Raw genomic sequence first — 23,256 nt, 5'->3', positions numbered from 1 at the left:
CTGCGCGCCGTTTCAACGCGGCGCTTTGGGGTCAAATTCATGCACAGACGGATCAACCTTGTGCACCACGGTTTCCGCTTCGCCAACCGTTACCGGCTCGTCTTCCTCGACCACGTTGCGACCTACGCGCAGGTAATGCAGGAAGCCGACCAGTGCAGTTGCGCCGAGCGCCAGCAAACCGAGCGGTTTGGCGACGCCCTTCCACACTTGCACCATTGGGCTGATCGATGGATTAGCCGGCAAACCCGAGTACAGCGTGGGTGAGTCGGCGTGGTGCAACACATACATCACGTGCGTGCCGCCAACCCCGGCGGGGTCGTACAGGCCGGCATTTTCATAGCCACGTGATTTGAGGTCGACGATACGCTCGGCGGCGTGCTCTTTCATGTCATCCTTGGTGCCGAACACAATGGCGCCGGTTGGGCAGGTTTTCACGCAGGCAGGCTCCTGCCCCACCCCGACGCGGTCTGAACACAAGGTGCATTTGTAGGCCTTGTTATCTTTTTGCGAGATACGCGGCACATCAAACGGGCAACCGGTGATGCAGTAGCCGCAACCGATGCAATGGTCCTGATTGAAATCAACGATGCCGTTGGCGTACTGGACGATTGCGCCAGGGCTCGGGCATGCCGCGAGGCAGCCCGGCTCGGCGCAATGCATGCAGCCATCCTTGCGGATCAACCATTCAAGCTTGCCGGCTTCATCCTCGTGTTCGGCAAAGCGCATCAGTGTCCATGACTCGGACGAGAGATCTGCCGGGCTTTCGTACGTGCCGTGGTTATGGCCGACTTCGTCACGCAGTTCGTTCCATTCCGAGCACGCCACCTGGCAGGCCTTGCAGCCGATGCATTTGGATACGTCGATGAGTTTTGCCACCTCGTCCACATGCCGGATAGACGATGAGGGCGTGGTCGTGGCGGAGCGGGCGATGATGTCTTGAGTAGCCATGCGTCAGCTCCTATGCCTTTTCCACGTTAACGAGGAAGGATTTGAATTCCGGCGTCTGGGTGTTAGCGTCGCCGACGAAGGGAGTCAGGGTGTTGGTCAGGTAACCGTTACGCGTTAAGCCGGAGAATCCCCAATGCAGCGGAATGCCGACTTGATGCACGGTCTTGCCATCCACCGTTAGCGGTTTCAGGCGTTTAGTGACCACCGCAACCGCCTTGATGTAGCCACGGTTGGACGACACCTTGACCCGATCACCAACGCCGATTCCCAACTCCTTGGCCAACACTTCACTGATTTCGACAAACTGCTCGGGCTGCACAATTGCATTGAGCCGGCAGTGCTTGGTCCAGAAGTGGAAGTGCTCGGTGAGGCGATAGGTTGTCGCCGCGTATGGGAACTCCTCGGCGGTGCCGAACAATTCCATGTCGCCCTTGAACACCCGCGCCGCCGGATTGCTGGTGACGCGCGGATCATCCGGGTGCAACGGGTTGCGGCCGATTGGCGTCTCGAACGGCTCGTAATGTTCAGGGAACGGCCCCTCGGCCATCTTGTCGACGGCAAAGAAACGCGCGACCCCTTCCGGGTTCATGATGAACGGATTCATCCCCGCATCCGGTGGCGAGTCCGCCTTGAAGTCCGGCACATCCGCGCCCGTCCACGACTTGCCATTCCAGAACACCAACGGTTTTTTCAGGCCCTCCCACGGTTTGCCGGAAACATCTGCCGAGGCGCGGTTGTAGAGAATCCGCCGGTTAGCAGGCCAAGACCACGCCCAGCCGAGCGTCTGGCCGATGCCATACGGATCAGCGTTATCGCGCCGCGCCATTTGGTTGCCTTGCTGGGTCCATGAACCACAGAACAACCAGCAACCGCTGGCGGTGCTGCCGTCTGCACGCAACTGGGCAAAACCGGCCAATTGCTCGCCGCCCTTGACCAGCAATGCGCCGGTGGCTGGATCGTTGAGATCAGTCAGGGCCTTGCCTGAATACTCTTTCGCTACCTCCTCGGGTGAAGGTTCGTCGGGCTGCAAATACGGCCAGTCGAGATTGAGGATCGGATCGGGGAATTTGCCGCCGTCCTGCGCGTACATGGTGCGCAAGCGGTGATACAAACCGGACATGATCGCGATGTCGGTACGCGCCTGCCCCGGTGGCTCGGCACCCTTCCAGTGCCACTGCAACCAACGCCCGCTGTTGACCAGCGAGCCGTCTTCTTCGGCAAAGCAGGACGTTGGCAGGCGGAATACTTCGGTCTGGATACTGGCAGTGTCGACCGCGTTGAACTCATCGACGTTGCGCCAGAACTCGGACGTTTCCGTCGCCAGCGGGTCCATGATTACCAGGTATTTGAGCTTGGCCAGTGCCGCGCCAACCTTGGCCTTGTTGGGGAACGAGGCAATCGGGTTGAAGCCCTGACAGAAGTAACCGTTAACCTGGCCCTGGTACATCATGTCGAAGACTTTGAGTACGTCGTAACCGGGTGCCGGCGCATCGAGTTTTGGCAACCAGTCGTAGCCCCAGTTGTTCTCGGCGCTGACGTTTTTGCCGTACCAGGCCTTCATCAAACTGACGTGGAATTTCTCGTAGTTCTGCCAGTAAGACAACTGCCCCGGACGCAGCGGTTTGCTCGCCCGTTTGGCAATGTACGCGGCGTAATCCTGCTCAGCATCGCTGGGCAGCGTCAGGTAGCCAGGCAGCAAGTTGGAGAGCAAGCCGAGGTCGGTGAGGCCCTGAATGTTGGAGTGGCCGCGCAAGGCGTTCATACCACCGCCGGGCATGCCCATATTGCCCAACAGCAACTGCAACATGGCGCCGGTGCGGATCATCTGCGAGCCGGTTGAGTGCTGCGTCCAGCCGAGCGCGTACATGATGGTCATGACTTTGCCCGGCGCAGAGGTTTCGGCAATGGTGTCCCACACCTGCAACATCTGCGCTTTCGGCGTGCCGCAAATACTGCTGACCATATCCGGCGTGTAGCGGCTGTAGTGTTTCTTCAGCAGGTTGAATACGCAACGCGGATGGCTCAGCGTTGGATCGACCACGGCATAGCCATCTTCGCCAATCTCGTAGCCCCAGCCAGATTTATCCGGATAGCCGCGTTTGGCTTCGTCGTAACCACTGAAGAAGCCGGCCTCGAAATCGTAACCTTCACGCACGATAAAGCTGACGTCGGTGTAGTTACGCACGTACTCGTGCTGGTACTTGTCGTTCTCGATGAGGTAGTAGATCAACCCGCCGAGGAACGCGATGTCGGTGCCGGTGCGAATCGGCGCGTACAAGTCTGCTACCGAGGCAGAACGGGTAAAGCGCGGATCGACCACAATCAGCTTGGCGTTGTTGTGCGCCTTGGCTTCGGTCACCCATTTGAAGCCGCACGGATGCGCTTCAGCAGCATTGCCGCCCATAATCAAAACCAGATCGGCATTCTTGATGTCGGTCCAGTGATTGGTCATGGCGCCGCGGCCAAACGTCGGGGCAAGACTTGCCACCGTCGGGCCGTGTCAGACACGTGCTTGGTTATCGAATCCTAATATGCCGAGTGAACGCACCACTTTGTGAGTGATGTAGCCCGCTTCGTTGGACGAGGCCGACGCCGCGAGGAAACCGGTGCTCAACCAGCGATTGACCGTTTGGCCCTGCTCGTTGCGCTCGATAAAGTTGGCGTCTCGGTCGGTCTTCATGTGCTTGGCGATGCGGTCCAGCGCATCATCCCACTCGACGCGCTTCCACTCGGTGGAGCCCGCTTCGCGCACCTGCGGATATTGAAGGCGGCTGGGACTGTGGACGAAATCGAGCAGGCCGGCACCTTTAGGGCACAGCGTGCCGCGGTTGACCGGGTGATCGGAGTCGCCCTCGATGTGAATAATGTTCTGCGCAACGTTCTTCGCGCCATCGCCCTGGCTGTACATCAGCAGGCCACAGCCAACGGAGCAATACGGGCAGGTGTTGCGGGTTTCTATGGTACGGGTGAGCTTGTAGTGTCTGACCTGATCGGCGTAAGCAGCCGTTGGGGCGGCTCCCAGCGCAACCAGGCTCGATGTTCCAAGGCCTACACCACAGACCTTGAAGAACTGTCGACGGTTCATATCCATCATGACTCTCCTGCATCAGGCAGTGATGTCCGGGACGTTGCCGAACATATCAGGAGAAAGATTAGCTGCACTACAAATTTACGCCACGTGATCTCGACTAAAGCAGCAGCTTTAGCGCGCCAGCCAGAGGTGTTCACGGGGCTTGAGCAAGCGTCTCACACGAGGCTGAAGCGCGGCGCGAATTCAGTCTCCGGGCGGCACGGCGGCTGGCCAAGCAATTTCTTCAGGCGGTCGGCGACCTCGATATTGCGCGCAATGTTCGACTTGCACTCGATCGTGCGCGCCAATGCGCCGGCAGAGCCGTAATCCAGGCCGAGTAAAGACAGACCATTGGTCATGATCGCCAGTGCGGCGATGACCAGCATGTTGCGATTTTTCAGTTTCATGATGCACGAGCCAGACGATGTTCAAAGGGCCTTGGTCAGGGTTGGGTTGAGGTTGCTGAACCTGCGGTTACTGGCATGTGTGCGGGCAAACCAACTGCTCGATGGCCAACCGCTCACTCAGTTGAGTGGGAATGCTCAGCGTGGTGAGTTGGCCGTCACTGAGTTGCACCGCCAGCTCGGACTCATAGTGAATGCCGCACTCATTAATCGTTGCGTAGGTCACGCCATACACGTCTTTAGCGGCAAACCATTGGGCAGTTGTCATCTCGCACTCCAGTATCTGGCGAAGCTGTTTGCGCGCTTAGGGGCGCGCAGCTTCGCTGGCCGGTTGAGTTTTCACAGAGCTGGCACGCGCCTTATCCAGCTGGCGCTGGCTTTCTGCGCTGACACTTGTGGTGAACGCCGAAGCGGCGAGAAGACTGGCAATAGCGGCGAAACGATTCATGCTGATATTCCTTCTGTAGGAGTGGGCGTTGCCCGGTGGAGCGATAATCCACCGGCGCCTGAATCTGCAGAAGTAAATGGTCACGATTGTGATTATCACGGCGGCTGATATGAGCGCCGCGTAATGTTGAGCGGGGTATGAGGGGCGTGTATACGATATTGCGAGTCGACCCAGGCCAAGCACCTGCGCGTTGTTTAACAGGCTACAGAGCATTACCGCGAGCAGCGCTGAAACGGCTGATGAAACGCCCGCCGAATACGTTGATGGCCAGCCCCGCCATCACCAGAACCGTGCCCGCCATTTGCCAATGTGTGAGGCGCTCGCCGAGCAGCAGCGCCGATGAGCTAAGGCCGATGATTGGCACCAGCATCGAGAACGGTGCGACCTGGCTGGCCGGATAACGCGAGAGCAATTTGCTCCAGAGCCCGTAACCCATGAGCGTGGCGGCAAACGCCAGATACGCCAGCGCACCAATCGAGCTGAGGCTGATATTGCGCAGAGACGTTTCGATCAGTTCCGGCCCTTCCAGCCACAGCGACATGGCGAAGAATGGCAATGGCGGCACCAAACTGCCCCACACCACCAAGGCCACCAGATCGACCTGACCAACGCGCTTGGTGATGATATTGCCCATGGCCCACATCGCGGCGGCGCAGAGGGTCAGCAACAGGCCGGCAAGGGTCGTGCTGGTGCCGCTCTGTGCGCCGATCAAGAGTAATCCGCCAGCGGCAATCAACATGCCCAGCACGTTAACCGGACGCACCCGCTCGCCCAGCACCATTGCGGCGAACAGCAGGGTGAAGAAAGCCTGTGACTGCAACACCAGCGAGGCCAGGCCTGCGGGCATGCCCACAGACATGGCCGAGAACAGAAAGGCGAACTGGCCAAACGAAATGGTCAGGCCGTACGCCAGCAACCAGCGTAACGGCACCTGCGGACGCCGGATAAAAAATATCGCCGGGAATGCCGCCAGACAAAACCGCAGGCCACCCAGCAACAACGGCGGCAGCCCATCCAGACCGATGCGGATGACGACGAAGTTGAGCCCCCACAACACGATTACCCATAACGCGAGTAGCAAGTCTTTTGGCGTCATGGCCGGGCTCCGAGTGAATGTGCGCAAATCAAAAGCACATATAAAAACATTGTCACTGCATGGCGCACCGATACAGTCATCAATAAAACCACGGGTACAGTGGCATTAGCGGCTCACGCGGAAACTCACCTGAGCGGTCTGCCCACTTTCGTCGAGCACGCTGAGTTGATACACCCCGCTGCGCTCCAGCACTTGATCGAAGCTGGCGTCGGGCAGTGTTTCCGCCACTTGCCGGCCATTGAGAAACCACCAGCGCTTGCCGCTGCCGCCAATCGCACTCAAACGCAGACGCGGCCCTTGAGCGCCGGTCGGGCTGCGCAGCTGATCGCCCTCGCGAATGCCGACGATATCCAGCGAAGTGCTGGCCAAACCGTTGCGCGGCGGACATTCCGGCGACGCCGCAGGCAGCCGTGCGCTGCGTCTTTCACGGCTGGGTAACCACGGTTCCAGCGGCGCTGGCCAAAGCGCCAACACCTCGGGTTTGGCGCCGCTGCAACTGGCATCGACCCGCAAGCCCTGCTCATTGACCCAGATGGTTTGGCTAAGACCGAGCCCGGCGGGCTGATCCGCTGCCAGCAAGGTGGGCGGCGTGGTGCCATCCAGCGTCCAGGCAAAACGCTGACGCCGACAATTGGCCGAGTCTTTACCAAGCGGCTGACCCAATGGCCAGCAGATCGCGGCGACGCCAACCGAGGCGGGTTGCGGATCAGCCGGTAACGGGATTGCTCGCTGGCTGTCGCGATTGGCCAGAATGTCATGCACTTGCAGCAACATCGGCGCTGCCGAGGCCAGACCAAACTGGCCCGAAACTGGCGTGCCATCGGGGCGGCCGATCCACACGCCAATCACATAACGCGGCGCTACGCCAATCGCCCAGGCATCACGAAAGCCATAGCTGGTACCGGTTTTCCAGGCGAGCGTGGAGCGCCGCACCAACTGCGCACGCGGGTCGATTTCCGGGCGCGCCTGCCCGCTGAGAATCCGCCGGATAATCCACGCCGCGCCCGCAGATAACAAACGTCGCTCGCGCAAGGCATCCTGCGGCTGAAAACGCAGCCCAGCAACCATGCCGGAACGCCCGAACGCGCTGTAGCCGCTCACCAATTGCTCCAGTCGGCTGCCCGCGCCACCGAGAATAATCGCCAGATTAGGCTGCGCCAGCGGCGGCAACGCCAATGGCACTCCCGCATTGCGCAACTCGCCAGCAAAGCGTTTCGGGCCATAGGCTTCGATCAACTGCACCGCTGGCAAGTTGAGCGATCGCGACAGCGCAGTGCTGGCCGAAACCGGGCCGCTGAAACTCGCGGCAAAGTTGCCGGGTCGGTAATCGCCGTAACGCCGGGGAACGTCTTGCAACAACGACTCGGAATGAATCAGCCCGGCATCCAGCGCCATGCCGTACAGAAACGGCTTCAGGGTCGAGCCGGGCGAGCGCAGCGCATGCACCATATCAACATGGCCAAAGCGCTTGGCATCGCCGATATCCACAGAGCCGAGGTAGGCGCGCACCTGCATGTTGGGTAACTCGGCTACCACGATTGCCGCCGAGGTGCGCTCGGGCAATCGCGCCCGCCAGCCCATGAGCATGTCCTCAAGACGGCGCTGCAAGCTGGCATCCAGCGTGGTGTGAATCAGTGGCGGGCTGTCGGCATGGTTGAGCCGACGCGCCAGCAGTGGCGCTAAACGCGGCTCCTGACGCGGCGCCAGCAACACCGGCTCTTGCAGCGCATCGTTAATGGCGCTGGCAGGCCACACATCGAACGCCAGCAGACGCCGCAGAACCTTGTCGCGGGCAGCCTGTGCACGCTGCGGATGACGATCAGGACGCAGCCGGCTGGGTGCCTGTGGCAGCACCGCAAACAGCGCCGCCTCGGCGTGAGTCATCCGGCTCGGCGGTTTGCCCAGATACGCCCAACTGGCGGCAGCAACGCCTTGCAGCGTGCCGCCAAAAGGCGCGCGGTTCAGATACAACGTAAGGATCTGATCCTTGCTCAGGTGCCACTCCAGTTGCAGCGTGCGCCAGACCTGCTTGAGCTTGCCCGGCAAACTGCGCGCATGCGGGTCGAGCAAACGCGCCACCTGCATCGACAACGTGCTGCCGCCGGAAACCACGCGCCCGCCACGCAGGTTCTGCCAAGTGGCGCGCAACAGCGCCAGCGGATTGATGCCCGGATGCTGATAAAACCAGCGATCTTCATACGCCAGCAACGCCTGCAAATAATACGGCGACACCTGCGAACTGCTGACCGGATAGCGCCACACGCCATCAGCATCGGCGAAGCGCCACAGCGGCGTGCCGTCTTCGGCCAGCACCACCCGCGCCAGATCATCTTCGGGCAGCGGTAACGGAAACAACAGATCAGCGGCCCACAACAGCGCGCAAAGCATCAGCGGAGCGGCCAACAACCAACGCGTGCGCCGGCGCAACTGCTGCCAGCGCACGCACAGAGTTTTCCACAGATTCACTGCCGCACCCGCCAACCGAACGCAGCAGCCCATCCAATTGCGCTGCAACAGTGGCCAATGACTGGCACACTAGCGCGCATAACTGCCCGGCAACCTTCACAGCTTGCCGGTATGTAGCGGATGGATGGATTGATTACAGGCGTCAAATGAACCCACATTTACAGGTAGCAGGATTTTTTGAATCACTCGGCCAAGCTTTCGGCACGGTGATTCGTTTCATTGTCGAAAGCCTCAGCAGCTTCTTTGGACTGTTCGGCAATGCCTTCAGCGGCTTCATTGATGGCATGTCGAAAACCCTCGGAATTACCCCGTCGTTTCTCAGCATTGTGGTGCTGATCATCGGCCTGTTGCTGCTTTACGCGGCGGTTCGCGCCTTCATGCGCAAAGCCATTATCGGTGGCGTGTGCTGGCTGTTTCTCGGCCTGTGGATCCTCAGCGGCCTGATCACCTGACGCACCCGATTAAACTACAGCACGACTACAGCCGCCGCTAAAACTCCAGCCGCGCCGGGATTGCAGCCGTTACGGCGCAATCCGCAAGCGCCGGAAATATCAGCGGCTGCGTACCACCATTTTCTCCGATGCATCGCCGATTGCCTGCCAGTTGGGCCGGTACATGGACTCAACCTGAGGTGGCGGCACGCGGTAGCTGCCGGGCGTTACGGCCCGCGCCAGATACAACAGATGGGTGCTGCCATAGCCGTCGAGATCCAGCGCCGCGACATAGCGATCGCCACGGAACTCCTGATGCTTGAGGTTGGCATTCTGCATCGACTGCAGCCACTCCTTGGTTTCGCTGCTGGCATCCTCAAGGCTGGCAGCGCTTTGCGCCAGATTCTGATTCTCCAACTCCAGCCCTGCCGGCAACAGGTCGACCACCAGCGCATCCGGCACGCGCTCCTTGGCCGCAACCACCAGATGCACCAGCACCAACTGGCCGCTATCAAGCTCTTCGAGGTTCAGCGGCTGGCCCTGCATGTCCAGATAATCGCGGCCAATGCTCAGGTTCTCGCCACCGGCAACCGGGGCGTTACGCGGATAGCCGGACAACGTGAGCTGCTGATACAAAGGTTGCTCCGAAGCACTGCTGAGCGTCAGCGGCTCGGCCAGATCCTTGCCATCGAGCTTGATCGCCGATTGCGCATTACTCAGCTCAAACGCCAGGCTGCCGCTTTGCAGTTGGGCCTGCCACGGCTGCTCGGGCTTGCTCAGCAGATTGCGCCCGGCCAGATACAACGCGTTGCGCTCCTGCGTCGATAACCAGCGTTGCGCGGCCAACTCATCCGCCAGGGCAAACAGCCGGGCCTCACGCACAGTCGCGGCCAGGTCGTATTCCTCCAGCAGTGCCATGATCAATGCCTGATCACGCAACTGGCTGCCGTAATCACCTAACCAACGCTCGCTGTCGCGCTGACGGCTCAGCCCTGCCCGCAGCGCATCGTCGGCACGCGGCTGGTCGCCCATCTTCTGCAGGGCAATCGCCAACTGCACCAGCGGCAAGCCCGACTCGGCATCGCTGCGCCGATCATACAGATTACGCAACGCGCCAAGCGGCGCCTGCTGGCTGCGCGCCAACACAAAACCTGCATAGGCCTGCACGGCAAAGCGGGTGTGATCGAGGCTCTGGCTGTAACCGACATCGATCAGATTGCGCTCCTGCACATAACGCAGCAGGCGCTCGTTGGCCTTTTTCATGGCCTCTTCAGGCACAGCAAAACCTTGCTCGCGAGCGCGCAGTAAAAAGTCGGTGACATAGGCTGTCAGCCAATATTCCTCATCACTGTCGGCGCCCCATAAACCAAAGCTGCCGTTGTAACGCTGCATGCTCAACAAGCGCTCGATACCCAGCTCGATTGAACGCTTGCGCTGCTCATCCGGTTCGGTTTCCAGACCCAGCCGTTTGATGATCGCAGCATCGGCGTAAAGCGACGGATACAGGCCGCTGGCGGTCTGTTCAAGGCAGCCGTACGGATAAGCCTTGAGCGCACGAATCTGCTCGCCAAGGTTAAGCGGCGGCCGGCTCGAAACCGCCAGTCGTGCTTGCAAACCGGCAGGTTCAAATGCCGCCAGCGTGCCGGCAGGCATTTGCCATGTGTCGCCCTTGAGCACGCTGCGCATGTGTTCCAGGCGTGCGGGATAAGCCGGACGAATACCCAGCGTCCAATCACGCTGCAAGGCCGCCAACTGCTCATCCGGCAGGCTCAGGCCATCGACCTTTAGTTCGATCTTGCCCTGGCCAAAGCCGCCCAGTGCCCGCACCGGAATGTGCAGCGTGCTGCGCTGGCCCGGTTCTAGTTTGAGTGTCGAGTTAGCTAACTGCGCATCGACCCATTCAAGTTGGCCGCTGATCCCGAGCTGCACGTCGAGTGTCTGTGCCTGCTCCGTGAGATTACTCAAGTCCAGCGCCAACGTGGTTTCATCCCCGCCGGCAAGAAAGCGCGGCGTCGAAAGCTCAGCCACCAGCGGCGCAGCGACGACGGTTTTGGCTTCGGCCATGCCATAGCGCTGATCGGTCCAGACCTGCGCCATGAGCCGCAACTCACCATTGAAATCGGGAATATCCAGACTGACAGTGCCCTTGCCCTGCTCATCGAGCTGCACCGGTTTGGCTTGCATCGCGACAATCAGCACATTGCTTTCAGGCCGTTTGCCGCCGCCCGCCAGCGCCGCGTCGCCGCCGAATGCCAGCTTGGCCATCCGTCCCTGCCCGGCCTCGATAAGCTGACCGAATACGTCGAGTTGGTCGGCGCCGTATGCCTTGCGCCCGAACAGATTCGAATAGGGATCTGGCGTCGGGTACTCGGTGATATTAAGAATCCCCGAGTCCACCGCCGCCACCAGCACATACGCTTGCCTGGCTGCACTGCCGTCAGCATTTTGCGCCTGCACCTGAACATTCAGCGGCTGTTTGGGGCGCATTTTGTCTGGCGCGTGCAGGTTCAGGCTGAGCTTGCGCTGCTCGCGTTGCAGCGGTAAGTGCAGAATCCCGACCGCCCGTTTTGGTGTGGCATTGCTCTTGCGCTCACCCGGACGAATCACCAGCGCGCTGATGTAGAGATCATGGCGCAGCCAGTCTTTGCTGATCGGCACCTCGAAGGTCTGCCCTTCCGCAGGCAGCGTAATCGGTTGCCACCACAACGGGCCCTCGCTCGACTCGACCAGCAGATAGCCGCTGCCCGCAACTGGCGGGGTAACGGTTACCTTTGCGGTTTCGCCGTTCGCATAAGCGGGTTTATCCAGCGCCAGCTTGACTTGGTCCGGACGTACCGCGCCGCCTTCGGCATTGTCCTGCCAGCGATAGCCCGCCCAGAAGCGCACGCTGCTGAGCATCTTGCTTTGCGGATCAATCACCTCGACCCGATACGGGCCCCACTCCACCGGAAAACTGACCTTGGCCGTCGAGCCTTGAGCAACGCTGACTTGCTCTTCGCTGAGGGTGAGGAATTTCTCGTTGTAGTTATTGCTCCAGCCGTCGTTGTCCGAGAAGGTCCAGTAGTAATCACGGCGTTCACGCACCAGACGCACGGTCAACGCGTCCGCTGCCAGCTTGTTCCCCGCCGGATCGGCCAGCAGAATCTCGAAATTGGCCAGCCCGTCGGCATCGACCTGATCACCTTCAAACAGCCCGCGAATGCCGGGCAAACGCTCAGCAGGCCAAACCGGCTGCACCAGCCGCCGGGTTATGGGCCGACCGCCAGACTCTTGCAGGCTCGCCTGCAATATCAGCTTGAGCGGCGACTTGACCGTGTCCCAACGACTCTCGATGTCCAGCGTGGTGTTGCCCTGCTCATCCAGGGTTTGTTCATCCAACTCCAGATCCTGACTCAGCTCTTTCTCGGTGACCGAGCCGAACTGATAACCAGGCAAACTCGCCACGGCATCACGCAGCGGCCGCACATAGAGTTGCCCGCTGATGCGATTGCCGCTGGCCGGCGCGCCGTAGAGGTAACGACCATTCACCTCGAACTGCGCATGTTGCGCCGGTTTCAGCGGCTGATCCTGACCTTTCAGTTCCAGCGCCAGGCGCTCTGGCAGAAAGTCCTCGACCGAAAATTCATACAGTTGCGGCGCGCCATCGCCCAGATCGAGCAGCAGCTGCCAGCGCCCCGTTGGCGCTTCCTCGGCCAGTTGCAGCTCATATTGATAAAGACCTGAGTCATCGGCGTTCCAGACAAACTTACGGCTCACCTGCGCATCGGGCCGGCGCACTTCAACACTCACGGGCTGGTTGTTGACCGCACGGCCATCGGCATCGCGAAGCAGTGCATTGAGCAGCACCGTCTCGCCTGGCCGGTATAAATCACGCGGGCCAAATACAAAAAACTGCAAGGCGTGAGCCGCTGGCCCGCTGATATCGAACTCGGCCAGATCCAGCGCCGAGCTGTTGAGTTGCAGCAAGCTGGTCTGCTCGCCTTGCTGGGCAATAATCACCTGCGCCTTGGGCGGCAGCGGCAATTCGGCATGGCCTTTACTGTCAGTCTTGCCCTCGGCCAGCACACGGCCTTTGCCGTCGAGCACTTCAAGCGCTACATCCGCCTGCGCACCACCGCCTGCCAACGCCTGAGTGAAGACATCAAGCCGGTTGTTGTAACGGTGCACCGAGAGGCCAATGTCGCTCAGGGTGAACAGCGTTGCCGGCACCGAATAATTGTAAGTGCCGGCGGCTTTCATCACGGCCAGATACACGCCCGGCTGCTTGAACGGTTCGAGCCCGGCAATCGGCAACATCACGGTTTCGCGGGTGTTGCGCTCGGGCTGCAAATCGAAGCGCCCGCCGTATACCAGTTCGGCCATTGGCAGCAGAGAATTGGCCTGCCAGCTTTCGAGATTGCTGTTAGTGCCCCATTCACTGAGAAACTTGGGCAGCGACTGTGGTTTGATGCGGAAGAATTCGACGTTGACCTGATCCACATTCAGGGTGATTACCGGCAAGCCTTCCGCCAGGCGAGTGGGCAGCAGCGAACCACGACTGGCGAAGCCGACACTGGGCTGCATGTCTGTGGTTTGCAGGCGGGTGATGTGCTCTTTGGCCAACTCAGTGTCATTGATTGCCTGCAACCCGGCATCGACGGTAAGCACCAGTTTGCGATCCGGCTCCAGGTGGCGCAGGCGCAGTTCTGTGAGCGAGTCTGACAACTCCCATGCGCCATCTACCTTGCCGGTTTGGGTGTCGACCAGATGCAGCTTTTGGGCGAAATCCTGATCCGGCTCAAGTGGCACCGAGAAACTGATCGAGAGCGCGCTGGCTCCGTCAATCTGCACTTCCGATGCATCGACAACCGTCAGCTCGCGGCCCGCATAACGCTTGGCCAGCGCCTCCCGGTCAACGGCTGGGCGCGGGGCTGCGGGGGCAGTCTGCTGGGCACCGCCAGCAGGCTCAGTGATGGTGACTTTGGCGGGCTCCGAGGAGTCGCACGCGCTGAGCAAACCCAGCACTATCGCCAACAGCAGTCCTTTGTTCAGCATCACCCGTCTCCGTTATTCGCCGGTTGCAAAGCACCCACTATAGACGACTGCCGATTGCGTCCCAATGACGCAATTGCATGAATCAATGTGGCAGCTGGCCCGCGCGTTGAAATCAGCCTTAACCAATCCCCTGATGGGCACGTATAGTGGCCGCCATAGCGGAGTTTTTCATGTCACTGATACTAGATGCCTGGCGCCATAGCCCAACCCATAAACGAGTCTGGGCGCTGGCGGCGCCGATGATTTTGTCGAATATTTCTGTGCCGCTGGTGGCGTTGGTCGACAGCGCCGTGGTCGGCCATTTGCCGCACGCCTACCAACTGGCTGCGGTGGCGGTAGGCGCGAGCCTTTACACCCTGCTCACCTGGGCAATGGGATTCTTGCGCATGGGCACCACTGGTTTTGCCGCACAGGCAGCCGGCCGCGAAGATGGCAGCGCGCTGCGGCAGGTGCTCACGCAAGGGTTGCTGCTTGGCGTGGCACTGAGCGCATTGCTGATAATCGTCGCCCTGCCCTTTAGCCACGCCGCGCTGGCGCTGATGCAGCCCTCCGCCGAGCTGGATGACCTGGCCCGCCACTACTTCCAGATTCGCCTGTTCGGCCTGCCCGCCGCGCTGGCGACTTATGCGCTGATTGGCTGGCTACTCGGCACCCAGAACGCGCGCGGGCCATTGGCGATTCTGCTGACCACCAACCTGCTCAATGTCGGGTTGGATTTACTGTTGGTTCTCGGCCTGAACTTTGGCGTCGCGGGGGCGGCGTGGGCCTCGGTGATCGCCGAGTGGAGCGGCGCGTTGCTTGGCCTGTGGCTGGCACGCCGGGCGCTCAGTGCCTACGCGGGAACCATTGACTGGAGCGCGCTGCGCCGTTGGCTGAACTGGCGGCCATTGCTGGCGGTGAACCGCGACATTTTCATCCGCACCCTGGCTTTGCAGCTGGTGTTCTTCTTGATCACCGTGCAGGGCACGCGTCTGGGCGACTCGACTGTCGCTGCCAACGCACTGCTGCTTAATGGCTTGTTGCTGACTGCGCACGCGCTCGATGGCCTGGCCCATGCGGTGGAAGCGCTTTGCGGCCACGCCCTCGGCGCACGCGACCGGGTGGGATTGCGCCGCACCCTGATCGTCTCTGCTGGCTGGTCACTGTTCGCCAGTGTTGGTTTCGCACTGTTCTTTGCGTTGGCGGGTGAACAGTTCATCGGCATGCAAACCAGCATCGACAGCGTGCGTGAAACCGCCCTTGAATATCTGCCGTATCTGGCACTGCTGCCGTTGCTGGCGGTGTGGAGTTACCTGCTGGATGGCTTGTTCATCGGCGCAACCCGTGCCCGCGAAATGCGCAACGCCATGCTGCTCGCCGTGGCTCTGAGCCTGCTGTTGGGCTGGACGCTGACAGGTCTGGGCAATCATGGATTATGGCTGGCATTCCTCGGTTTCATGATATTGCGCGGTCTCACGCTGGGTGGCTATGCTTACCTTATGACGAGAGATGATCTATGGTTTAGTCCTCGTTCCTAATAAGGAAAATCGCATGCTCTGCCCTGAGACACCGGCCAACGAAGCCTTGCGTCAGAAAGCGCTGGATGAGCAAGAGTTGCTCGATACTCCTGCCGAACCTTATCTGGATGTATTGGTGCGGGTTGTGCGCGATCTGTTCGGGGTCAAATCGGTGCTGATCAGCCTGATCGATCAGCAGCGCCAGTGGTTCAAGGCGCGCATCGGCGCCGATATTGCCGAGACTCCGCGCAGCGTTTCGTTTTGCGGCCATGCGATTCTCGGCTCACAAATGATGATTGTCGAAGATGCCCAGCAAGACCCGCGCTTCAAAGACAATCCGCTGGTCACCGAAGCCCCGCACCTGCGTTTTTATGCCGGCCAACCGCTCTACAGCAGCGACGGCTATGCACTCGGCACCTTATGCCTGCTGGACACGGCGCCACGCGAGTGGAGCGCAAAGCAGCAACAACTGCTCAAGGACATGGCCACGCTGGCCGAAGGCTATTTGCAACTGCGCAAAATCAGCTTGCAGTCGAAGGAGCTGCGCGACGAACTCAGCCGCGAACAGCGCAAAGCACTGCTCGGCCCCCTGACGCAACTGTGGAACCGCGCCGGTCTTGATCACTTTCTGGCCATCGAACAACTCCACGCCAAAGAGCACAATCTGCGCTTGGGCCTGCTCTACTGCGATCTTGATCACTTCAAGCATGTGAACGACAACTTCGGCCATGACAGCGGCGACCGCGTGCTCTGGCAGAGCGCCCGGCGTATCAGCGACGCCATGCGCCCGCATGACATCGTTACGCGCAGTGGCGGTGAAGAGTTCGTGGTTATCACGCAGGTGCATGACATCAGCGAACTGGAGCAGATTGCCGAGCGCATTCGCAGCAAAATCGGCGACTCGCCGATGATCATCGAAGACGCCGAACTGGCGCTGACTATCAGTATCGGCTGCACACTGGTGGAGCCGCCAGAAGACATACGCCAGGCCATGCAGCGCGCCGACAAGGCGCTCTATCACGCCAAGCGCAGCGGCCGAAACCGAGTCTCTGTCGCCAACCCAAGCTCAAGCACTCTCGCCCCTGCCTGAGGAACTGCCAATGGCCGCCGCAATTGCCGCCTACCTGCATTATCTGTCGATATTCGGTCTGTTCGCGTTGCTGTCCATCGAGCACGTGTTGTTCAAGCGCCCACTCGATCTACAGCGCGCCAAGACACTGATCATCACCGATCTGGCCTACGGCCTGTGCGCCGCACTGGTGCTGATAACCGGCGCAGCGCGGGTAATGTGGTTTGGCAAGGGCTGGGAATACTACCTGTATAACGGCGTATTCCACATCAAGCTCGGCCTGTTCCTGCTGGTCGGGTTGCTGTCTATCCTGCCGACATTTGTATTCATCAACTGGCGCAACAGCGTCAACGCAGGCGAGGTGCCAGACGTAAGCGAGCACAAAGGCAAACTGGTGATCATGACTATCCGCCTTGAGCTGCTGATACTGTTGATCCTGCCGCTGCTGGCCAGCTTGATGGCGCGTGGTTTTGGCGCCGGCGCTTAAGCTGCACGCATAAAAAAACCTGTCCGACTCACACCGGACAGGTTTTTTAATATCAGGCGAAAACTGCCTGATATTCATCCAGATTAGTTGACCTTGGCGGCCAGCTCACCTTTGGCATAACGCAGGTACATGGCTTCCAGCGAGACCGGCTTGATCTTCGAGGCATTGCCAGCAGTGCCGAACGCTTCGTAGCGCGCGATGCAGATGTCACGCATGGCTTCGACGGTTTTGCCGAAGAACTTACGTGGGTCGAATTCGCTCGGCTGCTCGGCCATCATGCGGCGCATTGCACCGGTCGATGCCAGGCGCAGGTCGGTGTCGATGTTGACCTTGCGCACGCCGTGCTTGATGCCTTCAACGATTTCTTCAACCGGCACGCCGTAGGTTTCTTTGATGTCGCCGCCGTACTGGTTGATGATCGCCAGCCACTCCTGCGGAACCGAAGAAGAACCGTGCATAACCAGGTGAGTGTTGGGGATACGCTGGTGAATCGCCTTGATGCGGTCGATTGCCAGAATGTCGCCAGTAGGTGGCTTGGTGAACTTGTACGCGCCGTGGCTGGTACCAATGGCGATTGCCAGAGCATCAACCTGAGTGCGCTTGACGAAGTCAGCCGCTTCTTCCGGATCGGTCAGCATCTGGCTGTGATCGAGAATGCCTTCAGCGCCGACGCCGTCTTCTTCGCCAGCCTGACCGGTTTCCAGGCTGCCCAGGCAACCCAGCTCGCCTTCTACCGAAACGCCGCAAGCGTGCGCCATGGCCACGGTTTCCTGGGTAACGCGGACGTTGTAGTCGTAGTCAGCCGGGGTTTTGCCGTCTTCTTTCAACGAGCCGTCCATCATCACCGAGCTGAAGCCCAGCTGGATCGAACGCTGGCACACTGCAGGGCTGGTGCCGTGATCCTGGTGCATACACACCGGAATGTGCGGGAATTCTTCAATGGCCGCCAGAATCAGGTGACGCAGGAACGGCGCACCGGCATATTTGCGGGCACCGGCGGAGGCCTGAACAATAACCGGTGAGTCGGTCTTGTCGGCGGCTTCCATGATGGCGCGCATTTGCTCAAGGTTGTTTACGTTGAATGCCGGGACGCCATAACCGAACTCGGCGGCGTGGTCGAGCATTTGGCGCATGCTGATAAGTGCCATATTTTCCTGTCTCCCAATTGGGCTCATTAATCGTGCAAGCTTGTCGCAGCGACAAGCTGTGTTCAAGTTCTATTGCCTCCAAGCATTACCTTGCAGGCGGCTGTTCAGGGGGCTTTGCAGCCGCGCCCGATCAAATCATTGCTGGCCGTGCGGTAAATCAGGCCTTCTTCACCCTTCATGTGAAAGGTCAGCATGCCATCGCTGAACATCGCGCCGGAGCCCGAAGGCTCACGTTTCAGGCGATGGGCAATATCGCCACCGGCCACACGCACATCCACCGACTCTTTGCTGTCATCGGTAAAGCGCCACAGCACTTCGGCCTGGCTGTCACACACCCAACGGGTCCATGCATCCGGCGTTGCAGGCTGACTAGAGCAACCGGCTATTACACTGAGCAGTGCAGCACCGACGGCGGCTTTGCATAGTTTATCCATATTGGCTCTCCGGGCATCCGTTGTCTGACGGCTCGCAGGTCTACGTCACGAACCCTGTGGATTAAAGACAATGCTTAGCAGTTGGTCTGCTCATCACCGGCATTGGTCATATCTTCACTGCTCTCGACATCGATGCGTTGATCCTGATTGGTGGTTGGCGACTCGATCTCGACCGGGCTGAATACCTTGCAAGCCTTCTCGTGATGAGCACCGCCGACACATCCAGTGATCGACAGAACAATTGCAGCTACCGCTAGACTCATGCGCATCATAAATGGCTCCCTGTCATCCGTTGCAACGTTAAACCGCCTGCGGCATTGGCCTGCAGGCGGTGGGTTATCAAGCGTTGGCGCGCTGCTCGAGCACTTCAACCGCTGGCAACACTTTACCCTCTACGAACTCGAGGAAAGCGCCGCCGCCGGTGGAAATATAGGAGATACGCTCGGCAACGTTGTATTTATCGATCGCCGCCAGCGTGTCACCACCGCCCGCGATAGAGAACGCCGGGCTTTCGGCAATCGCCAACGCCAGGGTTTTGGTGCCTTCGCCGAACTGATCGAACTCGAACACACCAACCGGGCCGTTCCACAGGATGGTTTTCGAAGACTTCAACAACTCAGCGAACTGAGCAGCAGTCTGCGGGCCGATATCCAGAATCATGTCGTCTTCGGCAACGTCCGCCACCAGCTTCACGGTTGCAGTCGCCGACTCGGCAAATTCCTTGGCCACGACAACGTCGACCGGCAGCGGCACGCTGACCTTGGCGGCGATGGCTTTGGCCGTCTCGACCAGATCCGCTTCGTACAGCGATTTGCCGACCGGGAAACCCGCCGCAGCGAGGAAGGTGTTGGCAATACCGCCGCCCACAATCAACTGATCGCAGATCTGGCTGAGGCTGTTGAGTACGTCGAGTTTGGTCGACACTTTCGAGCCGGCAACAACTGCGGCCATTGGCTTGGCCGGGTTACCCAGCGCCTTGCCCAGTGCATCCAGCTCTGCCGCCAGCAACGGGCCAGCCGCCGCAACCTTGGCGAACTTGGCGACGCCGTGGGTCGAACCTTGCGCGCGGTGCGCAGTGCCGAAAGCGTCCATGACGAAGACGTCGCACAAGTTGGCGTATTGCTGCGCCAGCTCGTCGGTGTTTTTCTTTTCGCCGTTGTTGAAGCGCACGTTCTCCAGCAGCACGATTTCGCCGGCTGCCAGCTCAACGCCGCCCAGATAATCTTTGACCAGACGCACGTCGCGGTCCAAGGCCTTGCTCAGGTAATCAGCAACTGGCTTGAGGCTGTTCTCTTCCGAGTATTCGCCCTCGGTCGGACGACCCAGGTGCGAGCAAACCATTACCGCAGCGCCTTTTTCCAACGCCAGCTTGATGGTTGGCAAAGATGCCAGGATACGCGCATCGCTCTTAACCACGCCGTCTTTTACCGGCACGTTAAGGTCTTCGCGAATCAACACACGCTTACCTTGGAGGTCGAGGTCGGTCATTTTTAAAACGGTCATGGAATCAGTCCTTCACGGGGGCTGGTTGAATGGATTGGGTGGAAGCAGATAAGTAGTGTTCGGCAACGTCGAGCATGCGATTGGCAAAGCCCCATTCGTTATCGAACCAAGCCAGCAAATTGACCAGGCGCGGCCCGGAAACCCGGGTTTGGCTGCCATCGACAATCGCTGAATGCGGGTCGTGGTTGAAATCACAACTGACCTGCGGCATTTCAGTGTAGGCAATCAGACCTTGCAGCGGGCCGGAGGTGGCCGCGTCTCGCAGGATGCGATTGATTTCAGCGGCGCTGGTATCACGCGCTGTTTGAATGGTGATGTCCAGGCACGAGACGTTAACTGTCGGCACCCGAATGGCCTTGGCCTGAATCCGCCCATGCAGATCCGGCAACAAGCGTTCGATACCCCGCGCCAAGCCGGTAGACACCGGAATCAGCGACTGGAAGGCCGAACGTGTGCGGCGCAAATCTTCATGGTGATAGGCATCAATCACCGGTTGGTCGTTCATTGCCGAGTGAATCGTGGTGATCGATACGTACTCGATCCCGACGGCTTCATTGAGCAATTTAAGCAGCGGCACGCCACAGTTGGTGGTGCACGACGCATTCGATACGAGCTTCTCGGCACCGCTTAATGCGTGCTGATTAACCCCGTAAACGATGGTGGCGTCGGCATCCGCCTCGCTGGCCATTGGCTGCGAGAACAACACGCGCGGCGCACCGGCCTTGAGAAATCTCTGGCCGTCTGCACGGCTGGTATAAAGCCCCGAGCACTCGAACAACAGGTCGATATCCAGCGCTGCCCAGTCAATCGCTTCGGGCGTTGATTGGCGCAGCACCTTCACACAACCGCCGTTGATGTGCAGGCAATCGCCTTCGACCCGAACCTCGCCGGGAAAACGCCCGTGGGTTGAATCGAAGCGGGTCAGGTATTCGATACTGGCCTGATCGGCCAGGTCATTCAGGGCAACGATTTCCAGCTGCGCGCCAGCGCCCCGCTCGTGCAAGGCACGCAATACGCAGCGGCCAATACGGCCATAGCCATTGAGGGCAATTCTGAAGGGGCGATTACGCATGACAGTCTCGATAATTGCGAGCGACGTTGGCCTGCGCGCACCTTGATGCGCGCAGGCTGAGGCCGTCTTGATCAGGCTTCGAGCATTTCAGCAGCGGTTTCGAGGATGTTGTCCACGGTGAAACCGAAGTGCTCGAACAGAGCAGGTGCAGGCGCCGACTCACCAAAGGAGGTCATGCCGATTACCTGACCTTCGAGGCCGACGTACTTGTACCAGAAGTCGGCGTGAGCGGCTTCGATAGCGATCCGCGCGCCAACCTGAACAGGCAGTACGGATTGCTTGTAGCCGGCGTCCTGCGCATCGAACACGCTGGTGCATGGCATCGAAACGACGCGAACCTTGCGGCCTTGTTCGCTGAGTTTTTCAAATGCCTGAACCGCCAGACCGACTTCGGAGCCGGTCGCGATCAGAATCAGTTCTGGCTCACCGTCGCAGTCTTTCAGCACGTAACCACCGCGGGCGATGTCGCTCAGCTGAGCAACGTCACGGCCTTGGTGCGGCAGGTTCTGACGCGAGAAGATCAGCGCGGACGGGCCGTCATTACGCTCAATGGCGTATTTCCAGGCCACTGCCGACTCAACTGCATCCGCCGGACGCCAAGTGTCCAGATTAGGCGTGCTGCGCAGGCTGGTCAGTTGCTCGATTGGCTGGTGAGTCGGGCCGTCTTCGCCCAGACCGATAGAGTCGTGGGTGAACACATACAGCACACGCTTCTTCATCAACGCCGACATGCGCACTGCGTTGCGGGCGTATTCCATGAAGATCAGGAAGGTCGCGCCGTACGGTACGAAACCGCCGTGCAGGGCCACGCCGTTCATGATCGCGCTCATGCCGAACTCGCGAACGCCGTAGTACATGTAGTTGCCGCTGGCATCTTCTGCCGATACGCCCTTGCAACCTTTCCACAGGGTCAGGTTGGAGCCGGCGAGGTCAGCCGAACCGCCGAGGAACTCAGGCAGCAACGGGCCAAATGCATTCAAGGTGTTCTGGCTGGCTTTACGGCTGGCGATGGTTTCGCCTTTAACCGCAACCTCAGTGATGTAGGCCGCCGCTTTCTCAGAGAAATCAGCCGGCAGTTCACCCGCCATACGGCGTTTGAATTCGCTGGCCAACTCAGGGAACGCCGCCGTGTAAGCAGCAAAGCGCTGATCCCACTCGGCTTCGGCAGCAGCGCCAGCAGCCTTGGCATCCCACTCGGCGTAGATATCTGCCGGGATTTCAAACGGGCCGTGGTTCCAGCCCAGTGCAGCGCGGGTCAGCGCGATTTCGTCATTACCCAGTGCGGCGCCGTGGCAATCTTCCTTGCCCTGCTTGTTCGGCGAACCAAAACCAATGATGGTCTTGCAGCAGATCAGGGTTGGCTGCTCGCTCTTGCGCGCAGTTTCGATGGCAATCTTGATTTCTTCGGCATCGTGGCCGTCGACGTTACGGATGACCTGCCAGCCGTAAGATTCAAAACGCTTAGGGGTGTCATCGCTGAACCAGCCTTCGACTTCACCATCAATCGAGATGCCGTTGTCGTCGTAGAACGCGATCAGCTTGCCCAGACCCAGAGTACCGGCCAGCGAGCAGACTTCGTGCGAGATGCCTTCCATCATGCAGCCGTCGCCCATGAAGGCGTAGGTGTAATGGTCGACAATCTTGTGGCCGTCGCGGTTGAACTGCGCGCCCAGCACTTTCTCGGCAATTGCAAAACCAACGGCGTTGGCAATACCCTGACCCAAAGGACCAGTGGTGGTCTCGACACCGGGTGTGTAACCGTATTCTGGGTGACCCGGCGTGCGGCTGCCCATCTGACGGAACTGCTTGAGGTCTTCGATACCCAAGTCATAACCGGTCAGGTGCAGCAGCGAGTAGATCAGCATGGAGCCGTGGCCGTTCGACAGCACGAAGCGGTCGCGGTCAGCAAAGCTCGGGTTGCTTGGGTTGTGCTTGAGGTAGTCACGCCACAACACTTCGGCGATATCCGCCATACCCATTGGTGCGCCAGGGTGGCCGCTGTTGGCTTTCTGCACGGCATCCATACTCAAGGCACGGATGGCATTGGCACGCTCACGACGGCTGGGCATCGCTGATTCTCCTAAGGGGCTAAACACAAAAGGGGGCTATTTTCGCCCACTACCACACGTTCGGGCAATGACAGATAGTCG

The 23,256-nt window shown here is 59.8% G+C and carries 18 protein-coding genes; 4 read left to right on the top strand and 14 right to left on the bottom strand.

All coding sequences use genetic code 11. From position 1 onward, the window contains the following. Window positions 1-12 precede the first annotated feature (12 nt). The 7 genes from fdxH to pbpC all read right to left on the bottom strand — a co-directional run bounded on the left by fdxH (window position 13) and on the right by pbpC (window position 8,408). Window positions 13-948 carry a formate dehydrogenase subunit beta gene (gene fdxH / locus PMYSY11_RS02400; protein ID WP_069902500.1) on the bottom strand — a complete coding sequence of 312 codons (936 nt, stop codon included), beginning with the start codon at window positions 946-948 and terminating at the stop codon, window positions 13-15. Between the two features lie 10 nt (window positions 949-958). Further along, entirely contained in the window at window positions 959-4,039 is a 3,081-nt protein-coding gene (gene fdnG, locus PMYSY11_RS02395) for a formate dehydrogenase-N subunit alpha (RefSeq protein WP_139134763.1), read from the bottom strand. 155 nt (window positions 4,040-4,194) lie between these two features. Then, window positions 4,195-4,425, bottom strand: coding sequence for a hypothetical protein (locus tag PMYSY11_RS02390; protein ID WP_090513709.1), 231 nt, complete (start codon window positions 4,423-4,425; stop codon window positions 4,195-4,197). A gap of 67 nt (window positions 4,426-4,492) precedes the next feature. After that, complete coding sequence (ptrC, locus tag PMYSY11_RS02385; protein ID WP_150548209.1) at window positions 4,493-4,690, bottom strand: type III secretion system co-regulatory protein PtrC; 198 nt, start codon at window positions 4,688-4,690, stop codon at window positions 4,493-4,495. Between the two features lie 36 nt (window positions 4,691-4,726). Next, entirely contained in the window at window positions 4,727-4,870 is a 144-nt protein-coding gene (locus PMYSY11_RS02380; RefSeq protein ID WP_170827806.1) for a hypothetical protein, read from the bottom strand. 202 nt (window positions 4,871-5,072) lie between these two features. Continuing rightward, window positions 5,073-5,966, bottom strand: a complete 894-nt coding sequence (locus tag PMYSY11_RS02375; protein ID WP_150548208.1) for an EamA family transporter — start codon at window positions 5,964-5,966, stop codon at window positions 5,073-5,075. Between the two features lie 105 nt (window positions 5,967-6,071). Then, entirely contained in the window at window positions 6,072-8,408 is a 2,337-nt protein-coding gene (gene pbpC / locus PMYSY11_RS02370; RefSeq protein ID WP_275582070.1) for a peptidoglycan glycosyltransferase PbpC, read from the bottom strand. A 170-nt stretch (window positions 8,409-8,578) separates the two neighbouring features. On the opposite strand from pbpC, the gene PMYSY11_RS02365 reads away from it, so the two are divergent. Then, complete coding sequence (locus tag PMYSY11_RS02365) at window positions 8,579-8,884, top strand: hypothetical protein (protein WP_069902495.1); 306 nt, start codon at window positions 8,579-8,581, stop codon at window positions 8,882-8,884. A 99-nt stretch (window positions 8,885-8,983) separates the two neighbouring features. On the opposite strand, the gene PMYSY11_RS02360 is transcribed toward PMYSY11_RS02365, so the two are convergent. Further along, a complete protein-coding gene (locus PMYSY11_RS02360; protein ID WP_150548206.1) occupies window positions 8,984-13,897 on the bottom strand; it encodes an alpha-2-macroglobulin family protein in 4,914 nt (1,637 codons plus the stop codon). A gap of 170 nt (window positions 13,898-14,067) precedes the next feature. Here PMYSY11_RS02360 and PMYSY11_RS02355 point away from each other — a divergent pair, with 170 nt between their 5' ends. Genes PMYSY11_RS02355 through PMYSY11_RS02345 form a run of 3 tightly spaced genes read left to right on the top strand, consistent with a single transcriptional unit; the run spans window position 14,068 to window position 16,949 of the window. Further along, on the top strand, window positions 14,068-15,414 hold the full coding sequence (locus PMYSY11_RS02355; RefSeq protein WP_150548205.1) for an MATE family efflux transporter: 1,347 nt from the start codon (window positions 14,068-14,070) through the stop codon (window positions 15,412-15,414). Window positions 15,415-15,427: 13 nt separating this feature from the next. After that, a complete protein-coding gene (locus PMYSY11_RS02350) occupies window positions 15,428-16,483 on the top strand; it encodes a GGDEF domain-containing protein (RefSeq protein ID WP_150548204.1) in 1,056 nt (351 codons plus the stop codon). Window positions 16,484-16,493: 10 nt separating this feature from the next. Beyond that, window positions 16,494-16,949: a DUF2214 family protein gene (locus PMYSY11_RS02345; protein ID WP_150548203.1), complete on the top strand. Its 456-nt coding sequence runs from the start codon at window positions 16,494-16,496 to the stop codon at window positions 16,947-16,949. An 83-nt stretch (window positions 16,950-17,032) separates the two neighbouring features. On the opposite strand, the gene fba is transcribed toward PMYSY11_RS02345, so the two are convergent. The 6 genes from fba to tkt all read right to left on the bottom strand — a co-directional run bounded on the left by fba (window position 17,033) and on the right by tkt (window position 23,175). Then, window positions 17,033-18,097, bottom strand: coding sequence for a class II fructose-bisphosphate aldolase (gene fba, locus PMYSY11_RS02340; RefSeq protein WP_069902490.1), 1,065 nt, complete (start codon window positions 18,095-18,097; stop codon window positions 17,033-17,035). A gap of 104 nt (window positions 18,098-18,201) precedes the next feature. Then, window positions 18,202-18,531 (bottom strand): MliC family protein, encoded by a 330-nt coding sequence (locus tag PMYSY11_RS02335; RefSeq protein ID WP_069902489.1) that lies wholly within the window; start codon window positions 18,529-18,531, stop codon window positions 18,202-18,204. Between the two features lie 74 nt (window positions 18,532-18,605). Beyond that, window positions 18,606-18,803, bottom strand: coding sequence for a hypothetical protein (locus tag PMYSY11_RS02330; protein WP_239655524.1), 198 nt, complete (start codon window positions 18,801-18,803; stop codon window positions 18,606-18,608). A gap of 67 nt (window positions 18,804-18,870) precedes the next feature. Beyond that, window positions 18,871-20,034 carry a phosphoglycerate kinase gene (locus PMYSY11_RS02325; protein ID WP_150548202.1) on the bottom strand — a complete coding sequence of 388 codons (1,164 nt, stop codon included), beginning with the start codon at window positions 20,032-20,034 and terminating at the stop codon, window positions 18,871-18,873. 4 nt (window positions 20,035-20,038) lie between these two features. Continuing rightward, window positions 20,039-21,106 (bottom strand): erythrose-4-phosphate dehydrogenase, encoded by a 1,068-nt coding sequence (gene epd, locus PMYSY11_RS02320; protein WP_069902487.1) that lies wholly within the window; start codon window positions 21,104-21,106, stop codon window positions 20,039-20,041. A 71-nt stretch (window positions 21,107-21,177) separates the two neighbouring features. Next, on the bottom strand, window positions 21,178-23,175 hold the full coding sequence (gene tkt, locus PMYSY11_RS02315; RefSeq protein WP_150548201.1) for a transketolase: 1,998 nt from the start codon (window positions 23,173-23,175) through the stop codon (window positions 21,178-21,180). Between the last annotated feature and the right edge of the window lie 81 nt (window positions 23,176-23,256).

The organism is Pseudomonas marincola (genome assembly GCF_900682675.2).
In the GTDB taxonomy this organism is placed as follows: Bacteria; Pseudomonadota; Gammaproteobacteria; order Pseudomonadales; family Pseudomonadaceae; genus Aquipseudomonas; species Aquipseudomonas marincola.
This window is presented reverse-complemented; position numbering and strand designations above follow the sequence as displayed.